The 20,944-nt window shown below is 71.5% G+C and carries 19 protein-coding genes; 7 read left to right on the top strand and 12 right to left on the bottom strand.

Features of this window, described 5'->3' with window-relative positions; all coding sequences use genetic code 11:
• Positions 1-119 precede the first annotated feature (119 nt).
• Together AB0O15_RS15270 and AB0O15_RS15265 are read right to left on the bottom strand one after the other, a co-directional pair.
• On the bottom strand, positions 120-770 hold the full coding sequence (locus tag AB0O15_RS15270; protein WP_364318618.1) for a response regulator transcription factor: 651 nt from the start codon (positions 768-770) through the stop codon (positions 120-122).
• Complete coding sequence (locus AB0O15_RS15265; protein WP_364319039.1) at positions 767-2,035, bottom strand: PspC domain-containing protein; 1,269 nt, start codon at positions 2,033-2,035, stop codon at positions 767-769. Before AB0O15_RS15265 ends, AB0O15_RS15270 begins: the two co-directional genes overlap by 4 nt.
• Positions 2,036-2,186: 151 nt before the next feature.
• On the opposite strand from AB0O15_RS15265, the gene AB0O15_RS15260 reads away from it, so the two are divergent.
• The 3 genes from AB0O15_RS15260 (at position 2,187) to AB0O15_RS15250 (ending at position 5,331) form a co-directional block, all read left to right on the top strand.
• Positions 2,187-3,659, top strand: coding sequence for a PspC domain-containing protein (locus AB0O15_RS15260; RefSeq protein ID WP_364318616.1), 1,473 nt, complete (start codon positions 2,187-2,189; stop codon positions 3,657-3,659).
• Entirely contained in the window at positions 3,656-4,015 is a 360-nt protein-coding gene (locus tag AB0O15_RS15255; protein ID WP_364318614.1) for a hypothetical protein, read from the top strand. Before AB0O15_RS15260 ends, AB0O15_RS15255 begins: the two co-directional genes overlap by 4 nt.
• 80 nt (positions 4,016-4,095) lie before the next feature.
• On the top strand, positions 4,096-5,331 hold the full coding sequence (locus tag AB0O15_RS15250) for a phosphatidylserine decarboxylase (protein WP_364318612.1): 1,236 nt from the start codon (positions 4,096-4,098) through the stop codon (positions 5,329-5,331).
• A 57-nt stretch (positions 5,332-5,388) separates the two neighbouring features.
• Here AB0O15_RS15250 and AB0O15_RS15245 read toward each other — a convergent pair whose 3' ends face one another.
• From AB0O15_RS15245 to AB0O15_RS15235, 3 genes are all read right to left on the bottom strand, one after another.
• The gene (locus AB0O15_RS15245; RefSeq protein WP_364319037.1) at positions 5,389-6,276 is read right to left on the bottom strand and encodes a CDP-alcohol phosphatidyltransferase family protein; all 888 of its coding nucleotides are present in this window, start codon (positions 6,274-6,276) and stop codon (positions 5,389-5,391) included.
• A 223-nt stretch (positions 6,277-6,499) separates the two neighbouring features.
• Positions 6,500-7,267, bottom strand: coding sequence for an NUDIX domain-containing protein (locus tag AB0O15_RS15240; RefSeq protein WP_364318610.1), 768 nt, complete (start codon positions 7,265-7,267; stop codon positions 6,500-6,502).
• Between the two features lie 5 nt (positions 7,268-7,272).
• Positions 7,273-8,220 (bottom strand): NUDIX domain-containing protein, encoded by a 948-nt coding sequence (locus AB0O15_RS15235; RefSeq protein WP_364318608.1) that lies wholly within the window; start codon positions 8,218-8,220, stop codon positions 7,273-7,275.
• A gap of 207 nt (positions 8,221-8,427) precedes the next feature.
• On the opposite strand from AB0O15_RS15235, the gene AB0O15_RS15230 reads away from it, so the two are divergent.
• Positions 8,428-8,691, top strand: a complete 264-nt coding sequence (locus AB0O15_RS15230; protein ID WP_364318607.1) for a PspC domain-containing protein — start codon at positions 8,428-8,430, stop codon at positions 8,689-8,691.
• A 4-nt stretch (positions 8,692-8,695) separates the two neighbouring features.
• On the opposite strand, the gene guaA is transcribed toward AB0O15_RS15230, so the two are convergent.
• Positions 8,696-10,243, bottom strand: coding sequence for a glutamine-hydrolyzing GMP synthase (guaA, locus tag AB0O15_RS15225; protein ID WP_364318605.1), 1,548 nt, complete (start codon positions 10,241-10,243; stop codon positions 8,696-8,698).
• 20 nt (positions 10,244-10,263) lie between these two features.
• Complete coding sequence (locus AB0O15_RS15220) at positions 10,264-11,670, bottom strand: S8 family serine peptidase (RefSeq protein ID WP_364318603.1); 1,407 nt, start codon at positions 11,668-11,670, stop codon at positions 10,264-10,266.
• Positions 11,671-11,756: 86 nt separating this feature from the next.
• On the opposite strand from AB0O15_RS15220, the gene AB0O15_RS15215 reads away from it, so the two are divergent.
• Positions 11,757-12,848: an LCP family protein gene (locus AB0O15_RS15215; RefSeq protein ID WP_364318602.1), complete on the top strand. Its 1,092-nt coding sequence runs from the start codon at positions 11,757-11,759 to the stop codon at positions 12,846-12,848.
• On the opposite strand, the gene AB0O15_RS15210 is transcribed toward AB0O15_RS15215, so the two are convergent.
• The 3 genes from AB0O15_RS15210 to guaB form a co-directional block, all read right to left on the bottom strand.
• The gene (locus AB0O15_RS15210; RefSeq protein ID WP_364318600.1) at positions 12,834-14,249 is read right to left on the bottom strand and encodes a M1 family metallopeptidase; all 1,416 of its coding nucleotides are present in this window, start codon (positions 14,247-14,249) and stop codon (positions 12,834-12,836) included. The genes AB0O15_RS15215 and AB0O15_RS15210 overlap by 15 nt on opposite strands.
• Positions 14,250-14,336: 87 nt before the next feature.
• Positions 14,337-15,458 carry a GuaB3 family IMP dehydrogenase-related protein gene (locus tag AB0O15_RS15205; RefSeq protein WP_364318598.1) on the bottom strand — a complete coding sequence of 374 codons (1,122 nt, stop codon included), beginning with the start codon at positions 15,456-15,458 and terminating at the stop codon, positions 14,337-14,339.
• Between the two features lie 15 nt (positions 15,459-15,473).
• The gene (gene guaB, locus AB0O15_RS15200) at positions 15,474-16,961 is read right to left on the bottom strand and encodes an IMP dehydrogenase (RefSeq protein ID WP_364318596.1); all 1,488 of its coding nucleotides are present in this window, start codon (positions 16,959-16,961) and stop codon (positions 15,474-15,476) included.
• Positions 16,962-17,086: 125 nt separating this feature from the next.
• Here guaB and AB0O15_RS15195 point away from each other — a divergent pair, with 125 nt between their 5' ends.
• Positions 17,087-17,485: a DUF5319 domain-containing protein gene (locus AB0O15_RS15195; protein ID WP_364318595.1), complete on the top strand. Its 399-nt coding sequence runs from the start codon at positions 17,087-17,089 to the stop codon at positions 17,483-17,485.
• Between the two features lie 24 nt (positions 17,486-17,509).
• Here AB0O15_RS15195 and AB0O15_RS15190 read toward each other — a convergent pair whose 3' ends face one another.
• Positions 17,510-18,364: a response regulator transcription factor gene (locus tag AB0O15_RS15190; RefSeq protein ID WP_364318593.1), complete on the bottom strand. Its 855-nt coding sequence runs from the start codon at positions 18,362-18,364 to the stop codon at positions 17,510-17,512.
• A gap of 229 nt (positions 18,365-18,593) precedes the next feature.
• On the opposite strand from AB0O15_RS15190, the gene AB0O15_RS15185 reads away from it, so the two are divergent.
• Complete coding sequence (locus AB0O15_RS15185) at positions 18,594-18,980, top strand: WhiB family transcriptional regulator (RefSeq protein WP_364318592.1); 387 nt, start codon at positions 18,594-18,596, stop codon at positions 18,978-18,980.
• A gap of 177 nt (positions 18,981-19,157) precedes the next feature.
• Here AB0O15_RS15185 and AB0O15_RS15180 read toward each other — a convergent pair whose 3' ends face one another.
• On the bottom strand, positions 19,158-20,807 hold the full coding sequence (locus AB0O15_RS15180; RefSeq protein WP_364318590.1) for a molybdopterin-dependent oxidoreductase: 1,650 nt from the start codon (positions 20,805-20,807) through the stop codon (positions 19,158-19,160).
• Between the last annotated feature and the right edge of the window lie 137 nt (positions 20,808-20,944).

Here is a 20,944-nt window from a genome sequence, read left to right as displayed (position 1 = left end):
TCGGGGGCGCTCACGAGGGGTGGTAAGTGAGTTGGGGCCACTTTTCCATAGGAAAACGCTTGCACAGACCGCTGTTATCAAGCCGATACTCGGCGCGAACCCCTCAGTGGACAGACCCGTCACACCAGGCGACGGTCCGCGGCCCAGCGGGAGAGCTCATAACGGTTACTCATCTGGAGCTTGCGCAACACGTTGGATACGTGGGTCTCGACCGTCTTGATCGAGATGTAGAGCTCCTTGGCGATCTCCTTGTACGCATAACCCCTGGCCAGCAGGCGCAGAACCTCGCGTTCACGGTTGGTGAGCTGGTCGAGCTCGGGGTCGGCGACCGGCACGTCGGGCCGGGCCGCGAACGCGTCCAGCACGAACCCGGCCAGCCGCGGGCTGAACACTGCGTCACCATCGGCGACCCGTTTGATGGCGGCGGCGAGCTCGTCCGGCGAGATGGTCTTTGTCACGTAGCCCCGCGCGCCGGCCCGGATCAGGCCGATCACGTCCTCGGCGGCGTCCGACACGGAGAGGGCCAGGAACTTCACCTGCGGATGGGTACGCCGCATCGAATCGAGAACCGCGCGCCCCCCGCCGTCCGGCATGTGCACGTCCAGCAGCACCACGTCGGGCGTGGTGGCGGCGATCCGGGCGATCGCCTCGCTCACCGAGCTGGCCTCGCCCACCACGTCGACGTGTACGCCCAGCTCGGCGCGCACCCCGGCGCGGAACATGGCGTGGTCGTCGACCAGGAAGACGGTGAGGCGGCGTTCGTCGGTCATCGGTTCGTTTCCTTTCCTGCGGTCACGCTCTCGCGTGACGGCGGGAGGGTCAACCGGACCTCGGTGCCCTCGCCGATCGCGCTGCGGATCTGCGCCTTGCCGCCGTGGCGCGACATGCGCCCGATGATGGAGCCGCGGACCCCGTGCCGGGACTCCTCGACCTGGTCGATGTCGAAGCCTTGGCCGCGGTCGCGGACGAAGACGCTGAGCTCGTCGGACTCCACCTCGGCGTACAGCGAGACAGTCTGCACCCCGGCGTGCCGGGCCGCGTTCACCAGGGCCTCCCGGGCGGCGGCGACCAGGGCGGCCACCCGCTCGTCACAGTCGGTGTCGCCGACCACCACGGTCTCCACCGTGATCGCGTAGGTGTCCTCGACCTCGGCCGCGGCCTCCTCCAGCGCGGCCGAGAACCGCTCGGTCGGCGACGCGGCCGGCTTGTAGAGCCAGTTGCGCAGGCTGCGCTCCTGCCCCCGGGCCAGCCGCTGGACCTCCTTGATGTCGGCCGAGTTGCGCTGGATCAGGGCCAGCGTGTGCAGCACCTGGTCGTGGATCATCGCGGCCAGCTCGGCGCGTTCCTGCTCGCGGATCCGGCCCTCGCGCTCGGACCTCAGCTGGCTGAACGTGCGCCAGATCAGCGGGGCCACCACCACGGCGACGCCGGCCAGCCCGACCAGCGCGAAGATCACCCCGTTGACCACCGAGCTGAGGCTGCCGCGCGGTGCGTACACCGCGGCGATGCCGATGATGCCGGTGGCGACCAGCACGCCGCCGCCGATGAACCGGAAGATGAAGGAGCGCCGGTCACTCTCCGCGATCACCGCGGCCAGCCAGGGGGCCTGCGGGGTGTCCGGCGGGTAGAGGCCGCGCCGGGTGGGGTCGGACTGGTGCCAGATGACGCCGGCGCCGAGCGCGATGATCGCGATCAGCCAGCCGGCCGTGCCCGCCACCCCGTTGTCGCCGAACAGCAGGCCCTGGAGCAGCACCACGCCGACGCCGATGGCCGCGAACGGGATGAGCGCGGCCAGGTTGCGCCGCGGGGTCGGGGTGCCGTCCGGCGCCTGCTGCGGGACAACCGCCCAGAAACCGGCATAAAGCAGCAGACCAAGGCCATTGAAGCCGAGGAGTACGACCAGAGCGATCCGCACCGCGATCACCGGAATGCCCAGGTGACGCGCCAGCCCGGCGGCGACCCCCGCGATGATGCGGTGGTCGCGCTGCCGGTAGAGGCGGCGCGTCTCTGGTGGTGCTGCCGTCGTGGTGGTGATGTCGTCCTCCCGAGTCCTCTCCGATCGTCACACGGACGCGCCGGTCAGGCCACGGGTAACTCCCCCGAGGTCTGAGGCCGGGACATCTCAGGGTCTCGTCAGGGTAGGCGCCGGAGGCGAGCCGGGCGGTCCGGGCCGCAGTATCGATGGCATGACCGATGATGCTGCCTCAGCCCGCGATGCCGACCAGTCCCGCGGTGCGGCATCCTCCACCGATTCGCTGCCGCCGCCGTTCCCGCCGCCGTACGAGCCGCCGCCGGCCGACCAGTCGCCGGCCGGCGGGCGGACCACCTTCGACCGGGAGCGGCTGATCCGCCCGCTCCGGCCGCGCTACGTGGCCGGGGTCTGCGGCGCGCTGGCCCGGGCCACCAACACCGACCCGGTGCTGTGGCGGGTGCTGCTCACCGTGCTCGGCCTCTTCGGTGGCGCCGGGGTGCTGATCTACCTGGTCGGCTGGCTGGCCATCCCGGCCGAGAACGACACCGCCTCGCCGGTCGAGTCGCTGCTCGGCCGCGGCCGGTCGAGCATGAAGCCGCTGTCGATCGTCCTGCTCGGCGGCGCGGCCGTGCTGACCTTCGCGTTCGTGGTGAACGACGGGTTCCGCGCGGCGCTGCTCGCGATCGCCGTACTGGTCGGTGCGGCCGTGCTGATCCGCCGGGGTGGTCCCGCGCGGCAGCCGGCCCCGCCGCCCCCTTTCACCTCGTCGCCGTCCACCCCGCCTTTCACCCCGTCGCCGTCCACCCCGCCCTTCACGCCGCCTTTCCCCTCGACGGAAGCACCGCCCGCGGAAGCCCCGTCGGCGGCCGCCGCGGAGGCGCCGGCCGCGCCTGAGCCGGCCACGCAGCCGCTGGACGTGCCGGCCGCCGCGGTCCCGCCGCCCGCGCCGGAAGCGCCGCGCCCGCCGCAGTTCGGTCCGCCGGTCTCGGGCTACCGGCCGCCGTTCGCACCGCACGGTCCGTACGCCGGCCCGTCGGCCCAGGCCGCGCCGCCGCCTCCGCCCCAGCCCAGGCCGCCGAAGCCGCCCAAGGAGAAGTCGAAGCTCGGCAGCATGACGTTCTTCGCGCTGATCCTGGTGATGGGCTTCCTGACCGTGCTGACCCTGGCCGGGATCTCGGTGCCGGTGTCCGCGTTCTTCGCCGCCGCGCTGGCCACGATCGCGCTCGGCCTGATCGTCGGCGCCTGGCTCGGCCGGGCCCGTGGGCTGATCGCGCTGGCCCTGATCGCCACGCTCGGCCTGGGCGTCTCGACCGGCCTGGAGCGCTTCGGCGGTCAGGTCGGCAGCAACGTCTACCGCCCGGCCACCCTGGCCTCGGTCGCCGACCGGTACGACTTCACCATCGGCAACGCCGTGCTCGACCTGCGCCGGGTCGACTTCACCGGCGCCGAGCAGAACACCACGATCGAGATGAAGGTGGGCCAGATCCAGGTGCTCGTGCCGAAGAACGTGGACGTGACCGCGGATGTCGGCATGAACGAGGGCCGGGTGGCCGTGTTCGGCACCGAGTACGACGCCACCCAGGCCGGCGCCCAGCCCTTCACCGACCAGGGCGCCGACGGCCCCGGCGGCGGCTCGCTCAAGCTCAACATCCTGATGACCACCGGGAACGTGGAGGTGACCCGATGAAGCCGCACCGCACCGACAACGTCTCGCTCAGCTTCGGCACCATCTTCCTGCTGATCGCGGCCTGGTGGGCGGCCTCGCAGGTGGTCGACCTGGCCCCGGTGCGGCTGGGCTGGCTGATCGCCGGCGCGCTGATCCTGTTCGGCATGATCGGGCTGCTCGGGGCGATCCGCTCCGGCCGCCGCCCGGAGCCGGTCCCGGCCACGGTCGGCCCGCCGGTCCAGGAGCAGCACGGCGACCTGCCGCCGGAGATGCACGCCGAGATCGTCCGCGAGCTTCTGGACGACCCGGCCGAGCGCTTCGACCGCCAGCATCCCGAGCCGGATCGGCAGCCGCGCCCGGAGCCACACAAGGACTGATCAGGTCGGGGCAATATGCTCGGCGGTGGCCGCCCGGAAAGGGCGGTCACCGCCTGACCACGTGAGAGGCCCGAACCGTCATGACGCCGTTCCCCGCCGTGTCCACGGCGCCGGTGGCCGGGATCGGCCAGCGCGCCGCCCGGGCACTGACCGCCGAACTCGCCCGCCGCAACGTCGCCGGATCGGCGCTGGTGATCGGCGCCGACCACGCCTCGGCCGTGGTGGCCACCGCCGTCGAGGCGCTGCTGCCCGGCGACACCCTGACCCTGGTCGCCGGCGAACGCAGCACCGCCGACCTGCTCCGCGACCACATCGCCGGGCTCGGCAGCTGGGTCGCCGACCGGGTCCGCATCCTGGACAACCTGGCCGAGGCCGACCCGGCCGACGTGGTGATCATCGGTGAGCCGATGACCGGCACCGCCGAGGAGGCCCGCGCCGCGCTCGACGGCCTGGCCAAGTACCTGACCGACGGCGCGGTGGTCACGGTCGCGACCCCGGCCGTGCCCGGCCAGACCGGTGGGGCGGCGGCCGAGCTCTTCCGGCAGAGCGCGCTCTTCGGGGTCGGCTCCGACCTGGTGGTCCGCAACAACCCGCCGGTACGCGTGCACAAGCTCCGCTTCAGCCCGGCGAGCACGGCCACCGCCGCCACCCTGGCCCCGGCGTTCCGCCCGTCCAGCGTCCCGCTGAGCCGGACCATGCACATCGACTCCAACGGCGTGGTGGCCGCCGGCATCGCGCTGGGCCTGGCCGCGGCCGCCCGCGCGGTCCGCCCGAAGTCCCGGCTCTGGCTGATCCCGGCGCTGGCCGCGGCCCCGGTGGCGCTGTTCTTCCGCGATCCGGAACGCGAGGTGCCGGCCGACCCGCGGGCCGTCGTCGCGGCCAGTGACGGCCGGGTGCTCTCCGTCGAGCACGTCACCTTCAACGACGCCGAGTACCTGCGCATCGCGGTCTTCCTGTCGGTGCTGGACGTGCACGTCAACCGGGTGCCGGTGGCCGGGCGGGTGGTCGACCACTTCGTCGAGGAGGGCGGGTACGCGAACGCGATGACCGCCGCCGCCGAACACAACGTGGCCGCCTACACCGTGCTCGACACCGACCACGGCACCGTGATCGTGGCCCAGCGGACCGGTCTGATCGCCCGCCGCATCGTGCAGCGGACCCCGATCGGCACGCTGGTCGCCAAGGGCGAGCGGATGGGCCTGATCCGGTTCGGCTCCCGCACCGACGTCTACCTGCCCGCCGGCGCCGCCACCCCGCTGGTCACCGTGAACGAAAAGGTGGTCGGCGGCAGCTCGGTCATCGCCCGCTGGAAGTAGGCACACGAGAAGGGCCCGCCGTTGCCGGCGGGCCCTTTCTTTCTGCGTCAGCGCGGGTCAGAGCGCGGTGCGGCGCTGCTTCAACCTCAACCAGAGGAAGGGGCCGCTGATCAGGTAGGCGCAGACCAGGCCGACGAAGGTCAGTCGCGGGTCGATCAGCGCGCCGACCACCGGCACCACCCACAGCCACGGCGGCATCTTGATGATCCGGGCCAGCTTCGCGTACGGGAACGAGGACACCATCGAGAAGGCCAGCACGGCGACCCCGCCGAGCAGCGCCATCCCGGGCACCGGCAGGTCGATCAGCACCGCGAGGGCCAGCACGGCGGCGGCCATCGTGGTCGGCACGCCGGAGAAGAACTTGCCGTCCTTGGGCGAGACGTTGAAGCGGGCCAGCCGGATCGCCGCGCAGCCGGCCACCAGCACGCAGGCCACCGCGGCCACCGAGCGGGGCACGCTGTGCTGCAGCGAGGCGTAGACCACGACCGGCGCGGCCAGGCCGAACGAGCACATGTCGGCGAGCGAGTCCATCTGGGCGCCGAACGGGCTGCTCACGCCCAGCTTGCGGGCCAGCGCGCCGTCCAGGCCGTCGAAGGCCACGCAGGCCACCAGGCAGGCCGCCGCCAGCCGCACGTCGCCGCGCATGGCCAGCATGATGGCGGCCAGGCCGAGGGCGAGGCTGGCCAGGGTGCAGGCGTTGACCAGCGCGAAGGAGACCCGCCGGCGGGTGGTGTGTGCGCCCGGCAGCAGCGAGACGTGTTCGGCCTCGACCGGCGCCGGCGCCACCTCGACCGGCGGGAGGGCCAGCCGCGCGGGCGCGGCCGGCTCGAAGCCGGTGTAGATGACCTCGGCCTGGGTGGCGGTGGCGGCCCGGCCGGTCTCCCGGCCACGACGGCCGACTCGAACCAGCAGGGCCTGTCGTGCGGCGACCCCGCCGCGACGCAGCCGTCCGGCCCATCGGCGACCGGCGGGACGCGGACTGTCGCTCGTGCGTCGCCGGCGCCAGGGGGTTCGCGCCACGTGTTTCCTCCAGGAGTTCGGGGGGCCTGACTGACAGTACGGAAATTGGGGGTGCTGAATTTGGCGGGTTACACCATTGCACAGCCCGATCGTCTCGGCGAGGCCGTCCGGCTCTCGCGTGGTGCCCAGCCCTCTCCCTGTGACGAGTTTAACTGATCACGCCAACGAAGGGTTTCCCCACGACCTGGCGGGCAACCTCGGTCAGCGGAAGATCGGCCAGTTCCGAGGGCCGGAACCAGCGTGCCGACGCGGTCGATCCGCCCTCGTCGGTCACCACCGGTTCGGTCGGCCGGTCGACCGCCACGTCGAACAGCGCCCGGATGACCTGCCAGTCCATCGGCACGCCCTCCGGACCGAGCTCGGCCGGGGTGTAGCGGTGCGAGACGCCGAGCAGACCGGTGATGTGTCCCCGCTGGGACGTCTCCTCGGCCAGTTCCCGGGTCAGCCCCTGCTGCGGTGTCTCGCCGAAGTCGGTGCCACCGCCGGGCAGGTGCCAGAGGCCGGCGCCGGGGTAGCCGGCCGAGATCAGGGTGAGCAGGAAACGGCCGTCCGGGTCGGTCGCCCGGGCGTACGCGCCGAATCGCTGCACTCGTCTTTCCCGCACGTCCGCCGGGGTCTCCGTCGGGAAGGGCGGGATGCCGTCGAACCCGCCGGTGAAGGCGTCGACGGGGGTGATGTCATAGGTGATGCGATCGGTGTGCACCAGGCCGTCGGCCGAGATGTCGGCCGTCACCGCGTGCACGCCGTCGACGCGTACGGTCAAACCGGTCTGCTCACGCACGGCCCGGAGCACGGCGTCGTCGGGGTGTTCCCCGTGCGTCACCAGCCCGCCGGGCAGCACCCCGGCCGCGGTGGTCAGCGCCCGGCCGGCCGCGTCACGGGCCAGACCATAGACACCCACCTGCCTCGTCTTCACCAGTCCTAGAGTAGGCGCGCCGAGTGAAGTGCCTCGGCCGTCACCTCGGTGAGCGCCTCCTCGGCCAGGTCACGAACCTCCTTGAGGGCCATCCAGCAGGCCTCCGAGGTGGAGCCGCCGACGTCGCCGACCCGGACCTCGGTGGGCCGCTCGACGACCACCCGGTAGAAGGCGCGGACGCCGTGCCAGTCGATCGGGTAGCCCTCCGGCCCCAGCGACGCAGCGTCACGGTGGCTGGCCACGCCGAGTAGTTCGATGATCCGGCCGCGCTGACCGGTCTCCTCGACGAGCTCGCGGATCAGCGCGGTGCCCGGCTGTTCGCCGTAGTCGGTGCCGCCGCCCGGCAGATGCCAGCGGCCCTCGCCCGGATAGCCCGGCGCGATGCGGGTGAGCAGGATGTTCTCGAACGGGTCGGTGGCGATCGCGTAGGCCGCGAAGCGCTGGGCCCGGTGCAGACCGTCCGGCCCGGGGTAGGCGTAGAACGACGGGAAGTCGGGCGCCTCCTCCGGCCGCAGGTCGGCCGAGCCGGCGTCCAGGCCGAGCGCGGCCGCGGTGAACGGGCGCAGTTTGAGCTTGGCCGCGTCGGCCAGCGACGTCCAGCGGGCCAGGTCGGTGGGGTGGCCGACCCGGTCGACCAGCGTCCCGCCGCGCACCGAGACGCGGTAGAGCAGCCGGTCGGTGTGGATGGTGACGCCTCGGTGCGGCACCGACCGCATGTCGGCCAGCACGTCGCTCAGCCCGGAGACGGCGACGGACAGTCCGGTTTCCGCTGCGGTCTCGCGGACGACGGTGTGGTTCGGGTCCTCGCCATGATCGACAGCGCCGCCGGGCAGCGACCACACTCCGGGGGTTCCGGAGCGGCTCGAGGCCCGGACCAGCAGCACGCGGCCGTCGGCATCGGTGCAGACGGCGTACGCGGCGATGCGGCGTAAGGGTTCCAGTGCGGGGGTCACAGGGCCGAATTGTGCCCGGATTGTGTTACCTGCTGAGATCGACTGTCGGATTCCTGACAGGGCGATAGCGCTACGTAATCGCAGCTCAGGCCGCTGTGACGTACGTTACGCACCCAGCCCGTCACCTGCTGTAAGGGGCAGATATCAGGGTCCGGATGGGGGGGCTCACCGAGGTTGTCGGGCTCCGTCAGGGCGCACCGTAGAGACATGACGACACCGACCGTGACCCCGTACAAGCAACTCCGCCGACCCCTGGACGACCGGATCGTGGCCGGCGTCTGCTCGGGCATCGGCCGCTACTTCAAGGTCGACCCGGTGCTGATCCGGGTCGCCTTCGCCGTCGCCACGGTTCTCTCGTGGGGCGTGGCGCTGGTGGCGTACCCCATCATGTGGTTCCTGATGCCCGAGGAGGACCGGCCGTCCTACGCGGAGCCGGCGGTGCCGCCGACCCCGCCGATGCCGGGTCTCTAGACCCCTACTCCCACTCGATGGTGCCCGGCGGCTTCGACGTGACATCGAGCACGACGCGGTTGACCTCGGGCACCTCGTTGGTGATGCGGGTCGAGATCTTGGCGATCAGGTCGTAGGGCAGCCGGGACCAGTCGGCGGTCATCGCGTCTTCGCTGGAGACCGGCCGCAGCACCACCGGGTGGCCGTAGGTGCGGCCGTCGCCCTGCACGCCCACGCTGCGCACGTCGGCCAGCAGCACCACCGGGAACTGCCACACGTCGCGGTCGAGGCCGGCCGCGGTCAGCTCCTCGCGAGCGATCAGGTCGGCCGCCCGCAGCAGGTCGAGGCGGTCCTTGGAGACCGCGCCGATGATCCGGATGGCCAGGCCGGGCCCGGGGAACGGGTGCCGCTGGACGATCTCCTCGGGCAGGCCCAGCTCGGCGCCGAGCGCCCGGACCTCGTCCTTGAACAGCGTGCGCAGCGGCTCGACCAGCGCGAACTTCAGGTCGTCGGGCAGGCCGCCGACGTTGTGGTGGCTCTTGATGTTGGCCGTGCCGGTGCCGCCGCCGGACTCCACCACGTCGGGGTAGAGCGTGCCCTGCACCAGGAACTCGACGTGCCGCTCGGCGTCCACCTCGCGGGCCGCCTGCTCGAAAACCCGGATGAACTCACGGCCGATGATCTTCCGCTTCTGCTCCGGGTCTTCCACGCCGGCCAGCGCGCCGAGGAACCGGTCGGCCGCGTCGACCACCTTGAGCCGGATGCCGGTGGCCGCGACGTAGTCCTTCTCGACCTGCTCGGCCTCGCCCGCGCGCAGCAGCCCGTGGTCGACGAAGACGCAGGTGAGCTGGTCGCCGACGGCCTTGTGGACGAGCGCCGCGGCCACCGCCGAGTCGACGCCGCCGGACAGCCCGCAGATCACCTGCTTGTCGCCGACCTTGGCCTGGATGGCGGCGACCTGGTCCTCGATGATGTTGGTGGGCGTCCAGTCCGGCGCGAGGCCGGCGATGTCGTACAGGAACCGCTCCAGCATCCGCTGGCCGTCCTGGGTGTGCGCCACCTCGGGGTGGAACTGCACGCCGGCCCGCTTGGCGGAGAGGTTCTCGAACGCCGCGACCGGCGCGCCCCCGGACGACGCGGTCACCATGAAGCCGGACGGGGCGATGGTCACGCTGTCGCCGTGGCTCATCCACACCGGCAGGCTGTCGGGCAGGTCACGCAGCAGGGTGCCGGCCTGGGCGGTGAGCAGCGTCCGGCCGTACTCCCGGGCCCCGGTGTGGGCCACGGTGCCGCCGAGCGCCTGGGCCATCGCCTGGAAGCCGTAGCAGATGCCGAACACCGGGACGTCGCTGTCGAAGACGCCGGCGTCCAGGTCAGGGGCGCCGGTCTCGTACACACTGGACGGTCCGCCGGACAGGATGATGGCGGCCGGGTTCTTGGCCAGCATCTCGGCGGCCGGCATCGAGTGGGGCACGATCTCCGAGTAGACCCGCGCCTCGCGCACCCGACGGGCGATGAGCTGGGCGTATTGCGCGCCGAAGTCGACAACGAGCACGGGTCGGGGGGTCGTCATGACCAGCGAGTTTACCGGCGTCAGCGGTACCAGGTCCGGGTCGGGGTGAAGCGGGCGTTGCCGAGCCGGTCGTACGCCTTGGCCTGCACCCGCACGACCTTGCCGAACTTCCAGGCCGGGACCGCGAACGTGTACGCCGCACCGGCCACCCGCTGGTAGACCTTGCCGTTGACGTAGAGCTCGAGGCGCGTGACACCGGACGGGTCGGTGGCCCGCACGCCGTAGGGCGTGGTGCTGGCAACGCGGGCGCCGCTGGCGGCCCCACGGGTGATCGTCACCGCCGGACCGGTCACGTCGATCGCCTGCCCCCGGACCGTGCTCAGGGCGGCGGCCGCGTCGATCCGGCCTGAGCCGGCGGCGAGCCAGTTGCCGGCCAGCTTGACCGCGGTCTTCTCCAGCGCCAGGCGAACCGTCGCCGGTGTGGCGGCGGGCTTGGCCGCGACCAGCAGGGCCGCGACGCCGGACGCGAACGGGGTCGCCGACGAGGTGCCGCAGAAGTTGGTCAGCACACCGGCGGTGTTCAGGACCGGGTTGCAGCCGGGGGCGGCCAGGTCGGCCCAGGAGGCGCCGTAGTTGGACCACGGGTAGCGGGCGTCGCCCGGGGTGGACGCGCCGACCGCGAGCACGCTCGGCATCGCCGCCGGGTAGTGCAGGGCGGCACTGCCCTCGTTGCCGGCCGCGGCGATGACCAGGGCGTTCTTGCTCACCGCGTAAGCCACCGCAGAACGCAGCACCTGGCTGTCCGAGGAGCCGCCCAGCGACAGGTTGATGATGTCGGCGCCGTGGTCGGCGGCGTACCGGATGCCGGCCGCGATGTTCGAGTACGAGCCGCTGCCGCCGGCCCCGAGCACCTTGACCGGGAGGATCTTGCAGGTCCAGCAGATCCCGGCCACGCCGGCGCCGTTGTTCGGGGTGGCCGCGATCACCTGGGCGGTCATCGTGCCGTGGCCGTCGTCGTCGGCCGGGTCGGTGTCGGAGTTCACGAAGTCATAGCCGGGGAGCAGGTTGGCGGCCAGGTCGGGCAGCCGCTTCACGCCGGTGTCGACGACCGCGACGGTGATCGCGGCCGAACCGCGCGAGGCGGTCCAGGCGGTGTTCACCCGGGTCTTGGCGATGCCCCACTGCTGCGCGTAGTAGGGGTCGTTCGGGGTGACCACGGCGGCGGCGTGGGCGATGTGGTCGGGCTCCACGTACGCGACAGCCGGGTCGGCCCGGAGCTCGTCGGCCACCGCGGCGACCCGGCTGCGCGGGACGTCGACCGTGAGCGCGCCGGGCAGCGTACCCGTCTCGATCGCCCGGGCCGGGAGATCCACCTCGCCGCGCACCCCGACGACCAGGCCCACCGCCTCCTCGGCGGCGAAGGCCGACGTCGCCGGCACCGCCGCGGTCAGCATCAGCCCGGCCAGAACGCTCGTGATAACCCGCATGGATACCAAGGGTCAGCCGGAAGGGCGACGCGCGGCGGTCTCGTTGGGGAGCGAAGTCGTTGCGCCTGGTGAACTACTCTGCTGCCATGCAGCGGAAGCGGATCATCGTGGTCGCGGCCGTCACGGTGGCCCTGGTGCTGGTCGGCGCCGGGATCGCTGTCGCGCTGGCCGTCCGCGGTGATGACGCCCCACCGGCCGCCTCGCCCCTGCCGTCCACGGCGCCGTCGGTCCCGCCGGCCTCGGCCAGCCCGGCGCCGCCGCCCGGAGCCGACATCTCCGGCCCGCTCGACCTGCTGCTGATCGGCGTCGACACCCGCAAGAGCATCCCGGACTGGGAACCGCACGCCGACACGATCATGCTGCTGCACCTCGAGCCCGACCTGAAGAGCGCCTACCTCTACTCGCTCCCCCGCGACCTGCGCGTGAAGATGCCGCCGTACCGGCCGGCCGGTTTCCCCGGCGGCCAATACAAGATCACCGAGGCGATGAGCCGCGGCGCGCGGGTGCCCGGCTCCGGCCGGCCCAAGCCCGAGCAGGGGTACGCCTTCCTGCGCCAGGTGATCTCGAACTACACCGGCATCAAGTCGTTCGACGGCGGCGCCGTGCTGACGTTCACCGGGCTGAGCCGGCTGACCGACGCGCTCGGCGGCGTGACCATGCGCGTCGACACCAAGGTGCAATCCCAGCACCGCAAGCCGGACGGGTCGATGCGCGAGCTGCGGGGCGGCGCCTACGTCGGCCCGCAGGCCACCTACCTGCCCGGCACCCGCACCTTCAAGGGCTGGCAGGCGCTCGACTACGCCCGGCAGCGGTACGGGCTGAAGAACGGCGACTACGACCGGCAGCGGCACCAGCGGCAACTGGTCACCGCCCTGCTCGCCAAGGCGGCCGGCGGCGGCCTCGCCACCGACCCGGCGAAACTGGAGACGGTGATCCGGGGGCTCGGCGAGACCCTGCAGTACACCGGGGCGCGGAGCCCGATCGAGTTCGCGTACGCCCTGCGCGACCTCGAACCCAGCCGGATCACCATGGTCTCGTTGCCCGGCGACTCGGTCGGCAGCGGCGGCGGCTACCTCGGCGAGCAGCTCCAGCCGGTCGGGCGTGACTTCCTCAAGGCCGTCGCGGCCGACCGCCCCGGGCCGTTCCTCGCGCAGCACCCCACGCTACGACACAGGTGACGGCTTGGTCTTTCCGTAGAGCCAGCTGTCGAAGAACGGGCCGAGCTTCTTGCCGCCGGCCGCCTTCTCCGCCGCCGCGATAAAGTCGGCCGTGGTCGCGTTGCCGTTCGCGTACTGCGCCGGCCACGACTTCAGCAGCCCGAAGAACGCCGGGTCGCCGATCGTCTTCCGGAGCGCGTGCACGGTCATGCCGCCGCGGATGTAGACCGCCTCGCCGAACAGGCCCGCCGTCCCGGGCCGGCCGGGCGTCTGCTTCCAGTCGAACGAGGCGTACTGCCGGTCGAAGATCTGCTGCGCGGTGGTCCGGCCGCCGTGCTCGGCCCAGAGCCATTCGGCGTACGTGGCGAAGCCCTCGTTGAGCCAGATGTCCTCCCAGCGCTCGAGCGCGACGCTGTCGCCGAACCACTGGTGGGCCAGCTCGTGCGCGACCACGCCGTCGTTCTCGCCGCCCTGGAAGAACGTCGAGCCGTAGACCGGGCGGGACTGGGTCTCCAACGCGTAACCGACCCGCTCGTCGTCGATCACCACGGCGCCGTACGCGTCGAACGGGTACGGGCCGAACTGGGTGGCCAGGAAGTCGGTGATCTCGCCGGTGCGGGCCATCGTCTTCGCGGCCGGCCCGTCCGCAGGCAACGACTCGGGGATCGCGATCACCATCGGCTTGCCCAGGTGGGTGGTGCTTTCGACGCGGTACCGGCCGATCGCCACGAATGACAGGTAGGAGGCCAGCGGCGCCGTCTCGGTCCAGGTCCAGGTGGTCCAGCCGGCGGTGGTGGTCGAGCCGCCGGGCACGCCGTTGCTGATCGCCTCGACGCCGTCGGGCACGGTCATCGCCAGCTTGAACGTCGCCTTGTCGGACGGGTGGTCGTTGACCGGGAACCACGTGCTCGCCGACTCGGGCTGGCCCAGGGCGAAACCGCCGTCCTCGGTACGCAGCCAGCCGCCCTTGCCCAGGGTCTCGTTGCCGATCGGCCCCGGCGTGCCGGCGTAGTCGATGACCGCCGTGAACCGGGTCTTGTCGACGATGCCGGTGGCCGGGGTGATGGTCAGCTCGTTGCGGGCGGCGGCGAAGCGGGCCGTCGCCCGGTCGACGGTCACCGCGCTCACGGTCAGGCCGGCCAGGTCCAGGTTGAACGACGACAGATTCTGGGTCGCGGTGGCGGTGACAGTCGCCGTGCCGCCGAGCTCGCCGGTTCCGGGGTTGAAGCGGAGCTTCAGGTCGTAGCCGGCCACGTCGTACCCGCCGTTGCCGTAGGTCGGGAAATAGCCGTCCCCGATCCCGTCGGCTCCGGCGGTGAAGTTCCGCTGCATCGGCGGTGTGCTCACCGGAGTCGCCGGCTCGCTCGTCGAACAGCCGGCGATCACCACCACGGCGGCCGCCGCGATCCACCCTCGTCGCATCGACCGACAGTACGTCGGCCGGTCGTAAAGCGACCGAAAGGTCGCCCTACTGGTGGTCGCTTCTTACTGGTTACTGGTGGTCGCCTCTTACTGGTGGTCGAGGACCAGGGAGACCTTCTGGAACTCCTTGACGTCGTGGTAGCCGCACTTGGCCATCGCGCGCTTCAGGCCGCCGAACAGGTTGAGCTGGCCGTCGGGCCGGTTGGCCGGGCCGTACAGCAGTTCCTCCAGCGTGCCGTCGGGCTCGCCGGCGATGCAGAAGCCGCCGCGCGGCAGCAGCGGGTGGCTGGCCGCCGAGTGCCACCACGCGCCACCGGCCGGCGCGCCCTCGGCCAGCGACAGCGGCTCGCCCAGCATCACCGCGTCGGCGCCGCAGCCGATCGCCTTGGCGATGTCGCCGCTGGTCTGGATGCCGCCGTCGGCGATCAGGTGGACGTAGCGGCCGCCGGTCTCGTCCAGGTAGTCGCGACGGGCCGCGGCCGCGTCGGCGATCGCGGTGGCCATCGGCACCCGGATGCCCAGCACGGTGTCGGTCGTCGACCACTCGTCGGCGCCGACGCCGATGATCACGCCGGCCGCCCCGGTCCGCATCAGGTGGAGGGCGGTCTTGTAGTCGGTGCAGCCGCCGACGATCACCGGCAGGTCGAGGTCGGCGATGAACTCCTTGAGGTTCAGCGGCTCGTCCGTGGTGCTCACGTGCTCGGCGCTGACCAGCGTCCCCTGGATGACCAGCAGGTCGACGCCGGCGTCGAGGACCACCGGGGCCAGGGCCAGGGTGTGCTGCGGCGACACCCGGACCGCCACGGTCACGCCGCCCTCACGGATCGCGCGGACCCGGTCGGCGATCAGGTGTGGCTTGATCGGCTCGGCGTACACCTCTTGCAGCCGTTGGGTGGCGTCCGCCTCCTCGTCGAGCTTGGCCAGCTCGGCCAGGACGTTGGTCGGGTCCTCGTACCGGGTCCAGAGGCCCTCGGCGTTGAGCACACCGAGGCCGCCGAGCCGGCCCAGCGCGATCGCCGAGTCGGGGCTCATCGTCGCGTCGGACGGATGAGCCACGCACGGGATCTTGAACGGGTAGGCGTCCAGCTTCCACTCGGTCGACACGTCATCGACGTCGCGGGTGCGCCGGCTCGGCACGATCGCGATGTCGTCGAGGTGATAGCCCCGCTGTGCGGTCTTGCCCAGGCCGATCTCGACGACGTCACGCATGTCTCATACCTCTTCTTACCGGCTGAAGTAGTTGGGTGCCTCGACGGTCATCTGGATGTCGTGCGGGTGGCTCTCCTTGAGACCGGCCGCGGTAATCCTGATGAGCTGCCCACGCTCCTGCAAGTCGGGAACCGTCTCGGCGCCGACGTAGCCCATCGAGGCACGCAACCCGCCGATGAGCTGGTGTGCGACCCGCGACAGCGGACCACGATAGGGCACCTGGCCCTCGACGCCCTCGGGGACCAGCTTGTCCTCGTTGACATCCTGCTGGAAATAGCGGTCCTTGGAGTACGACTTCGCCTGACCACGCGACTGCATCGCGCCCAGCGAGCCCATCCCGCGGTACTGCTTGTACTGCTTGCCGTTGACGAAGATCAGGTCGCCGGGGCTCTCTTCGCACCCGGCCAGCAGGCTGCCCAGCATGACCGTGTCGGCGCCGGCCACGATCGCCTTGGCCAGGTCGCCGGAATATTGCACGCCGCCGTCGGCGATCACCGGTACCCCCGCCGGCCGGCAGGCCCGCGTCGCCTCCATCACCGCGGTGATCTGGGGCACGCCCACGCCCGCGACCACCCGGGTGGTGCAGATCGCGCCCGGCCCGACACCCACCTTCACGGCGTCGGCGCCGGCCTCGACCAGGGCCTTGGCCCCGGCATAGGTGGCGATGTTGCCGCCCACGATCTCGGTGGCGGTGTCCTTCTTCAGCCGGGCGATCATCTCGAGCACCATCCGCTGGTGGCCGTGCGCCGTGTCGACGATCACCACGTCGACGCCGGCGTCGATCAGGCCACGGGCCCGCTTGTACGAGTCGTCGCCCACCCCCACCGCGGCGGCCACCCGGAGCCGGCCCTGGTCGTCCTTGGCGGCGTTCGGGTATTGCTCCGACTTGGTGAAGTCCTTGACGGTGATCAGCCCGCGCAGCCGCCCGTTGTCGTCGACCAGCGGCAGCTTCTCGATCTTGTGCCGCTGGAGCAGGGTGAGCGCCTCGTCCTTGCTGACCCCGACCGGCGCGGTGATCAGCGGGCTGCGGGTCATCACCTCGCGCACCTTCGTGCTGAGGTCGGTGACGAAACGCATGTCACGGTTGGTGACGATGCCGACCAGGGTGCCGGTGGCGTCGACCACCGGCAGGCCGGAGATGCGGAAGCGCCCGCACAGCTGGTCGACCTGTTGCAGAGTATCGTCCGGGCCGCAGGTGACCGGGTTGGTGATCATGCCGGACTCGGACCGCTTGACCAGGTCGACCTGGGTCGCCTGGTCTTCCGCCGAGAGGTTGCGGTGGAGCACGCCGATGCCGCCCTCGCGGGCCATCGCGATCGCCATCCGCGCCTCGGTCACCGTGTCCATGGCGCTGGACAGCAACGGGATGTTCAGCGAGACATTGCGGGTGAGCCGGGTGATCGTGTTGACCCGGCTGGGCACGACATCAGACTCGCCAGGCTGGAGCAGGACATCGTCGAAGGTGAGTCCGAGAGGCACGGTGCGGGCGGAGTCGGCGTCCACAGATCATCCTTGTCGGGAGGAGGAGACGGTGATTGTTCATCCTACCCATCGCCTCGCGCGCGACTGCGGGGCGGACAAGCGGTCCGGGCCAGCACAGACGGCGCGGATGTGGGTACGGTGACAGGGTGCAGGATGAACCCATCGACCCGTTCAACGGGGATCCGGCCGACCCGGCCGCGGGGCTCGACGACCCGGGCGAGGACGCCGAGAACGATCCGCTGACCGAGGTCGAGCGTCAGGACGTCCTCGAGGACCTCAGCGATCTCGAGGTCTACCAGGCTCTTCTCAGCCCGACCGGGATCCGCGGTCTGGTCATCGAGTGTGAAGACTGCCACGAGCCGCACTACTTCGACTGGGACCTGCTCCGCGGCAACCTGCGCCACCTGCTCACCAGCGGCCGCCCCCGGGTGCACGAGCCCGCCTACGATCCGGATCCAGACCACTACGTGACGTGGGAATACGCCCGCGGTTACGCCGACGGCGTACACGACACGCTCGCCGAAGGGACCGACGACTCCAGCTGAGTCGACGGCCCCCTCAGACGAAGATCAGGCGACCAGGCCGGCTCGGAAACCGGCCGCCACCGCGTGGGCGCGGTCGCGGGCGCCCAGCTTGCGGAACAGCCGCCGGGCGTGCGTCTTGACGGTGTCCTCGGAGACGAAGAGCTCACGCCCGATCTCCGCGTTGCTCTTGCCGTCGGCCATGCCCCGCAAGACCTGCAACTCACGCTCGGTGAGGGTGAGCCGGCGTCCGGTGGGTTGCGCCTCGGCCACGCCGACGCCCACCTCGTTGCCCGGCCAGGCCACCATCGGCCGGCCGGTGGCCGGGTCGATCGGCGCGTCGCCACGCTGCGCCGGGACCATCGGACTGCTGTTCGGGCCGAGCATGGCCGGAACGCTGGCGGCGTTGGCCGTGGTCATCGGAACGCCGTCGCGGTAGGCCGGCCGCCCGGCGGTGGAGTTGGTGTTACGGACGCCGCCGGCGACCGTGGCCGGCTGGGCGTTGCCGCCGTTGATCGGCATGCCCTGCGGGCGGACCGGCAACAGCAGGAGCAGCAGGGCCTTGGCGACGACACTGACCAGGTCGTGCTCGACGCCGCGGATGACGCCACGGGCGCCGGCCGCGACCGCCGCGGCGGCGACCCGGGGGTCTTCGGCGCCGAAGAGCACCAGTTGGGCCTGCGGAGCGCGGGCCAGAACGCGTCGGGTGAAACCGACGCTGTCGGGACGGGTCACGGCGGTGTCGGCGAGGACCACCTCGGCCGGCCTTTCAGCCAGACGGATCATGGCTTCGGTCTCGCTGACCGCAGTCCGGACGACCCCGGTCATGCCGAGCCGGGCCGCGGTGGACGCCACGGTCTGAGCCGCCAGCGGGGTACGGACGCACACGAGGACGGTACGCACAGTGATCCTCCTTCTCTCTCAGAGGAGATCACGCGAGGGCCGCAGCATTACGCGCTTTAGATGGAAAAAACGGGAAAGATAGGGACGAGTTACGGCCGCAATGGGATACGCCCGCAGATGACATCGACGAAGTCGGGTTGAGCGCGGAAATACCGGGGTACAACCGCGTCAGGCCTGAGCTAGGCCCTCGTGACAACACTCCGCGGTGCCGCGCGGGAGGAGGGTGTTGATGTCGAACGTTCGCAGACTGCCCGGGCCCATCGCCGACCTTTGGGACTGGCAGCGACTCGGAATTTGCCGTGGCCGGGACAGTGCGCAGTTCTTCCACCCCGACGGCGAACGCGGGTCGTCCCGCAACCGCCGCGAGGCGAAGGCCAAGTCGATGTGTGGCGCCTGCCCGGTCCGGGCTGAGTGCGCCGCACACGCCCTGGCGATCCGTGAGCCGTACGGGGTCTGGGGAGGTTTCAGCGAAGCGGAGCGGCTGCGGCTGCTCGCCGTCGGCTGGGAGGACCTGGCCGACCGGCGTCACGGGCGCGTCGACCTTGCCCGGCTCGAGGCGCGCCTCGGCCGTCCCCACAAGTCGGTGCCGGCGCAACGGCAGGCACCAGCCGCTTGACGCCGTCGCGCGGCGCCGCGCGGACTCACCACACAGCTCAGGACGCGGTCCCCTGCGGGGGGCCGCGTCGTTGTCGTGTTCAGCGGTTCTCCGACCGCATCGGTGGACATGCAAGCCACCGTATGAGCGAACTACTTCGCTGAGTCGGACGAAAAGTGCGTCCTCACGTACTCAGGTCTACTCAATCGTGACATCGATGCCGTGCCAACCCGTGGCGCCGTCCGGGGCCGGTGGCGCCGGGGTGCTCGTCTGCGTGTAGCCGGTCGTGTCGGTCGCGCGTACCCGCACATGGTGTTTGCCCTTGGCGGCGTTCCACCCGTAGCTCCACTGGCGCCAGGTGTCGCTGCTGACCGTGTCGGCGAGCGTCGCGACCTGCCACGGCTCGCCGTCGACCTGAACCTCGACCTTGGCGATCCCCTTGTGCTGCGCCCAGGCCACACCGGCGATGGTCACCGGCCCGGCCTGCTTCGAGGCGCCGGCCCGGGGCGTGTCGATGCGCGACTGCGTCTTGATCGGCCCCTGCGCCGACCAGCCCCGCGGCACCCAGTAGGCGTCGAAGTCGGCGAACCGGGCCAGCTCGATCTCGGTGATCCACTTGCAGGCGCTGACGTAGCCATACAGTCCCGGAACCACCATTCGCACCGGAAACCCGTGCTGGACCGGCAACGGCTTGCCGTTCATCCCGATCGCCAGCATCGCGTCCCGCCCGTCCCGCAGCACCGCCGTCGGACTGCCACACGTCCACCCGTCCACCGACCGCTGCACCACCTGGTCGGCCTCGGGCAGCGGGTCGGCCGCGTCCAGCAGCTCCTTGATCGGCACACCCAGCCACAGCGCGTTGCCGATCAACGAGTCACCGACCTCATTGGACACACAGGCCAGCGTCACGTACCGCTCGATCATCGGCCGCTTGAGCAGATCGTCCCAGCCGATCGTGATCGGGTTCCGGACCATGCCGTGGATCTTCAACTGCCACGTCGACGGGTCCACCTGCGGCGGGTAGAGCGACGTGTCGATCCGGTAGAAGTCATCGTTGCTCGTCACGTACGCGACCGCGCCCGGCACCTGCACCCCCGCGGGCACAACCGGCGCATTCTGCCGAGCCGCCGGCAGCACCACCTCTTGCCGCGCCTGACTCACGGCCCGCCGCCCGGTCAGCAGCCGCCCGACCACCCCGCCCAGCGCCGAAACCCCCACCACGATGCCGAGACCCTTGAGAAACCGCCGCCGGCCCTCTCCCGGGTACGCGTCATCGTGGTCGGCAACCGCAACACCGGAGCCCGCCCCGCCACCCGGCACCGACTCCCCCGACACCACCCCCGAGTTCCGCCCCGCCCCCGACGACCGTGCTCCCGTGCCAACCCCCCACGCCGCCCGCTCCCGCAGCGCCGCCACCGGCTCCCCCGCCGCCAGAGCCAGCAGCCCCCTGAGCACCACCACCGCGACCACCGCCGCCACCAGCGAAGGCAACGCGGCCACCACCCCCGCGTCATGCCGGGTGACCGCCGAGATGACCCCGACGATCCCGAAGACCGCCACCAGCCCCACCCCGGCCCACCACCGCCGAGCCGCCACCACCCCAGCGCCGAACGCGTAGGCCGCGAGCAGAACCGCCGTCCCGGTCAACAGAGCCGTCTTGTCATGCACCCCGAACACCGCGATGCCAAAATCCTTGACGCCCGCCGGCACGTGATCGACAACCACGCCCCCAACCGCAAGCAACGGCGCCGACGTGGGCCCGGTAGCCACAGCCACCAGCTCAGCCACACCCAGCGCGGCCGCAGCGGCGCCGACACCGGCCAACCCGGCCCGCAGAGAGGTCTTCACACCCCTATCGTGCACCTGCGGGCGCACGCAGATCCTTACCGTCGTGTGACGTTCCCGTCCGGCCTCGGTTGCCGCTCGGAATTGGGCGCCGGGTGGCCGCTCGCGGCTCCCCATGGGCTGAAGTGCGGGGGCACGGT

Source organism: Actinoplanes sp. NPDC089786 (genome assembly GCF_040684855.1).
Taxonomy (GTDB): domain Bacteria; phylum Actinomycetota; class Actinomycetes; order Mycobacteriales; family Micromonosporaceae; genus Actinoplanes.
Note: the sequence above shows the minus strand (reverse complement) of the source record. Positions and strands in the feature narration are given on the sequence as shown.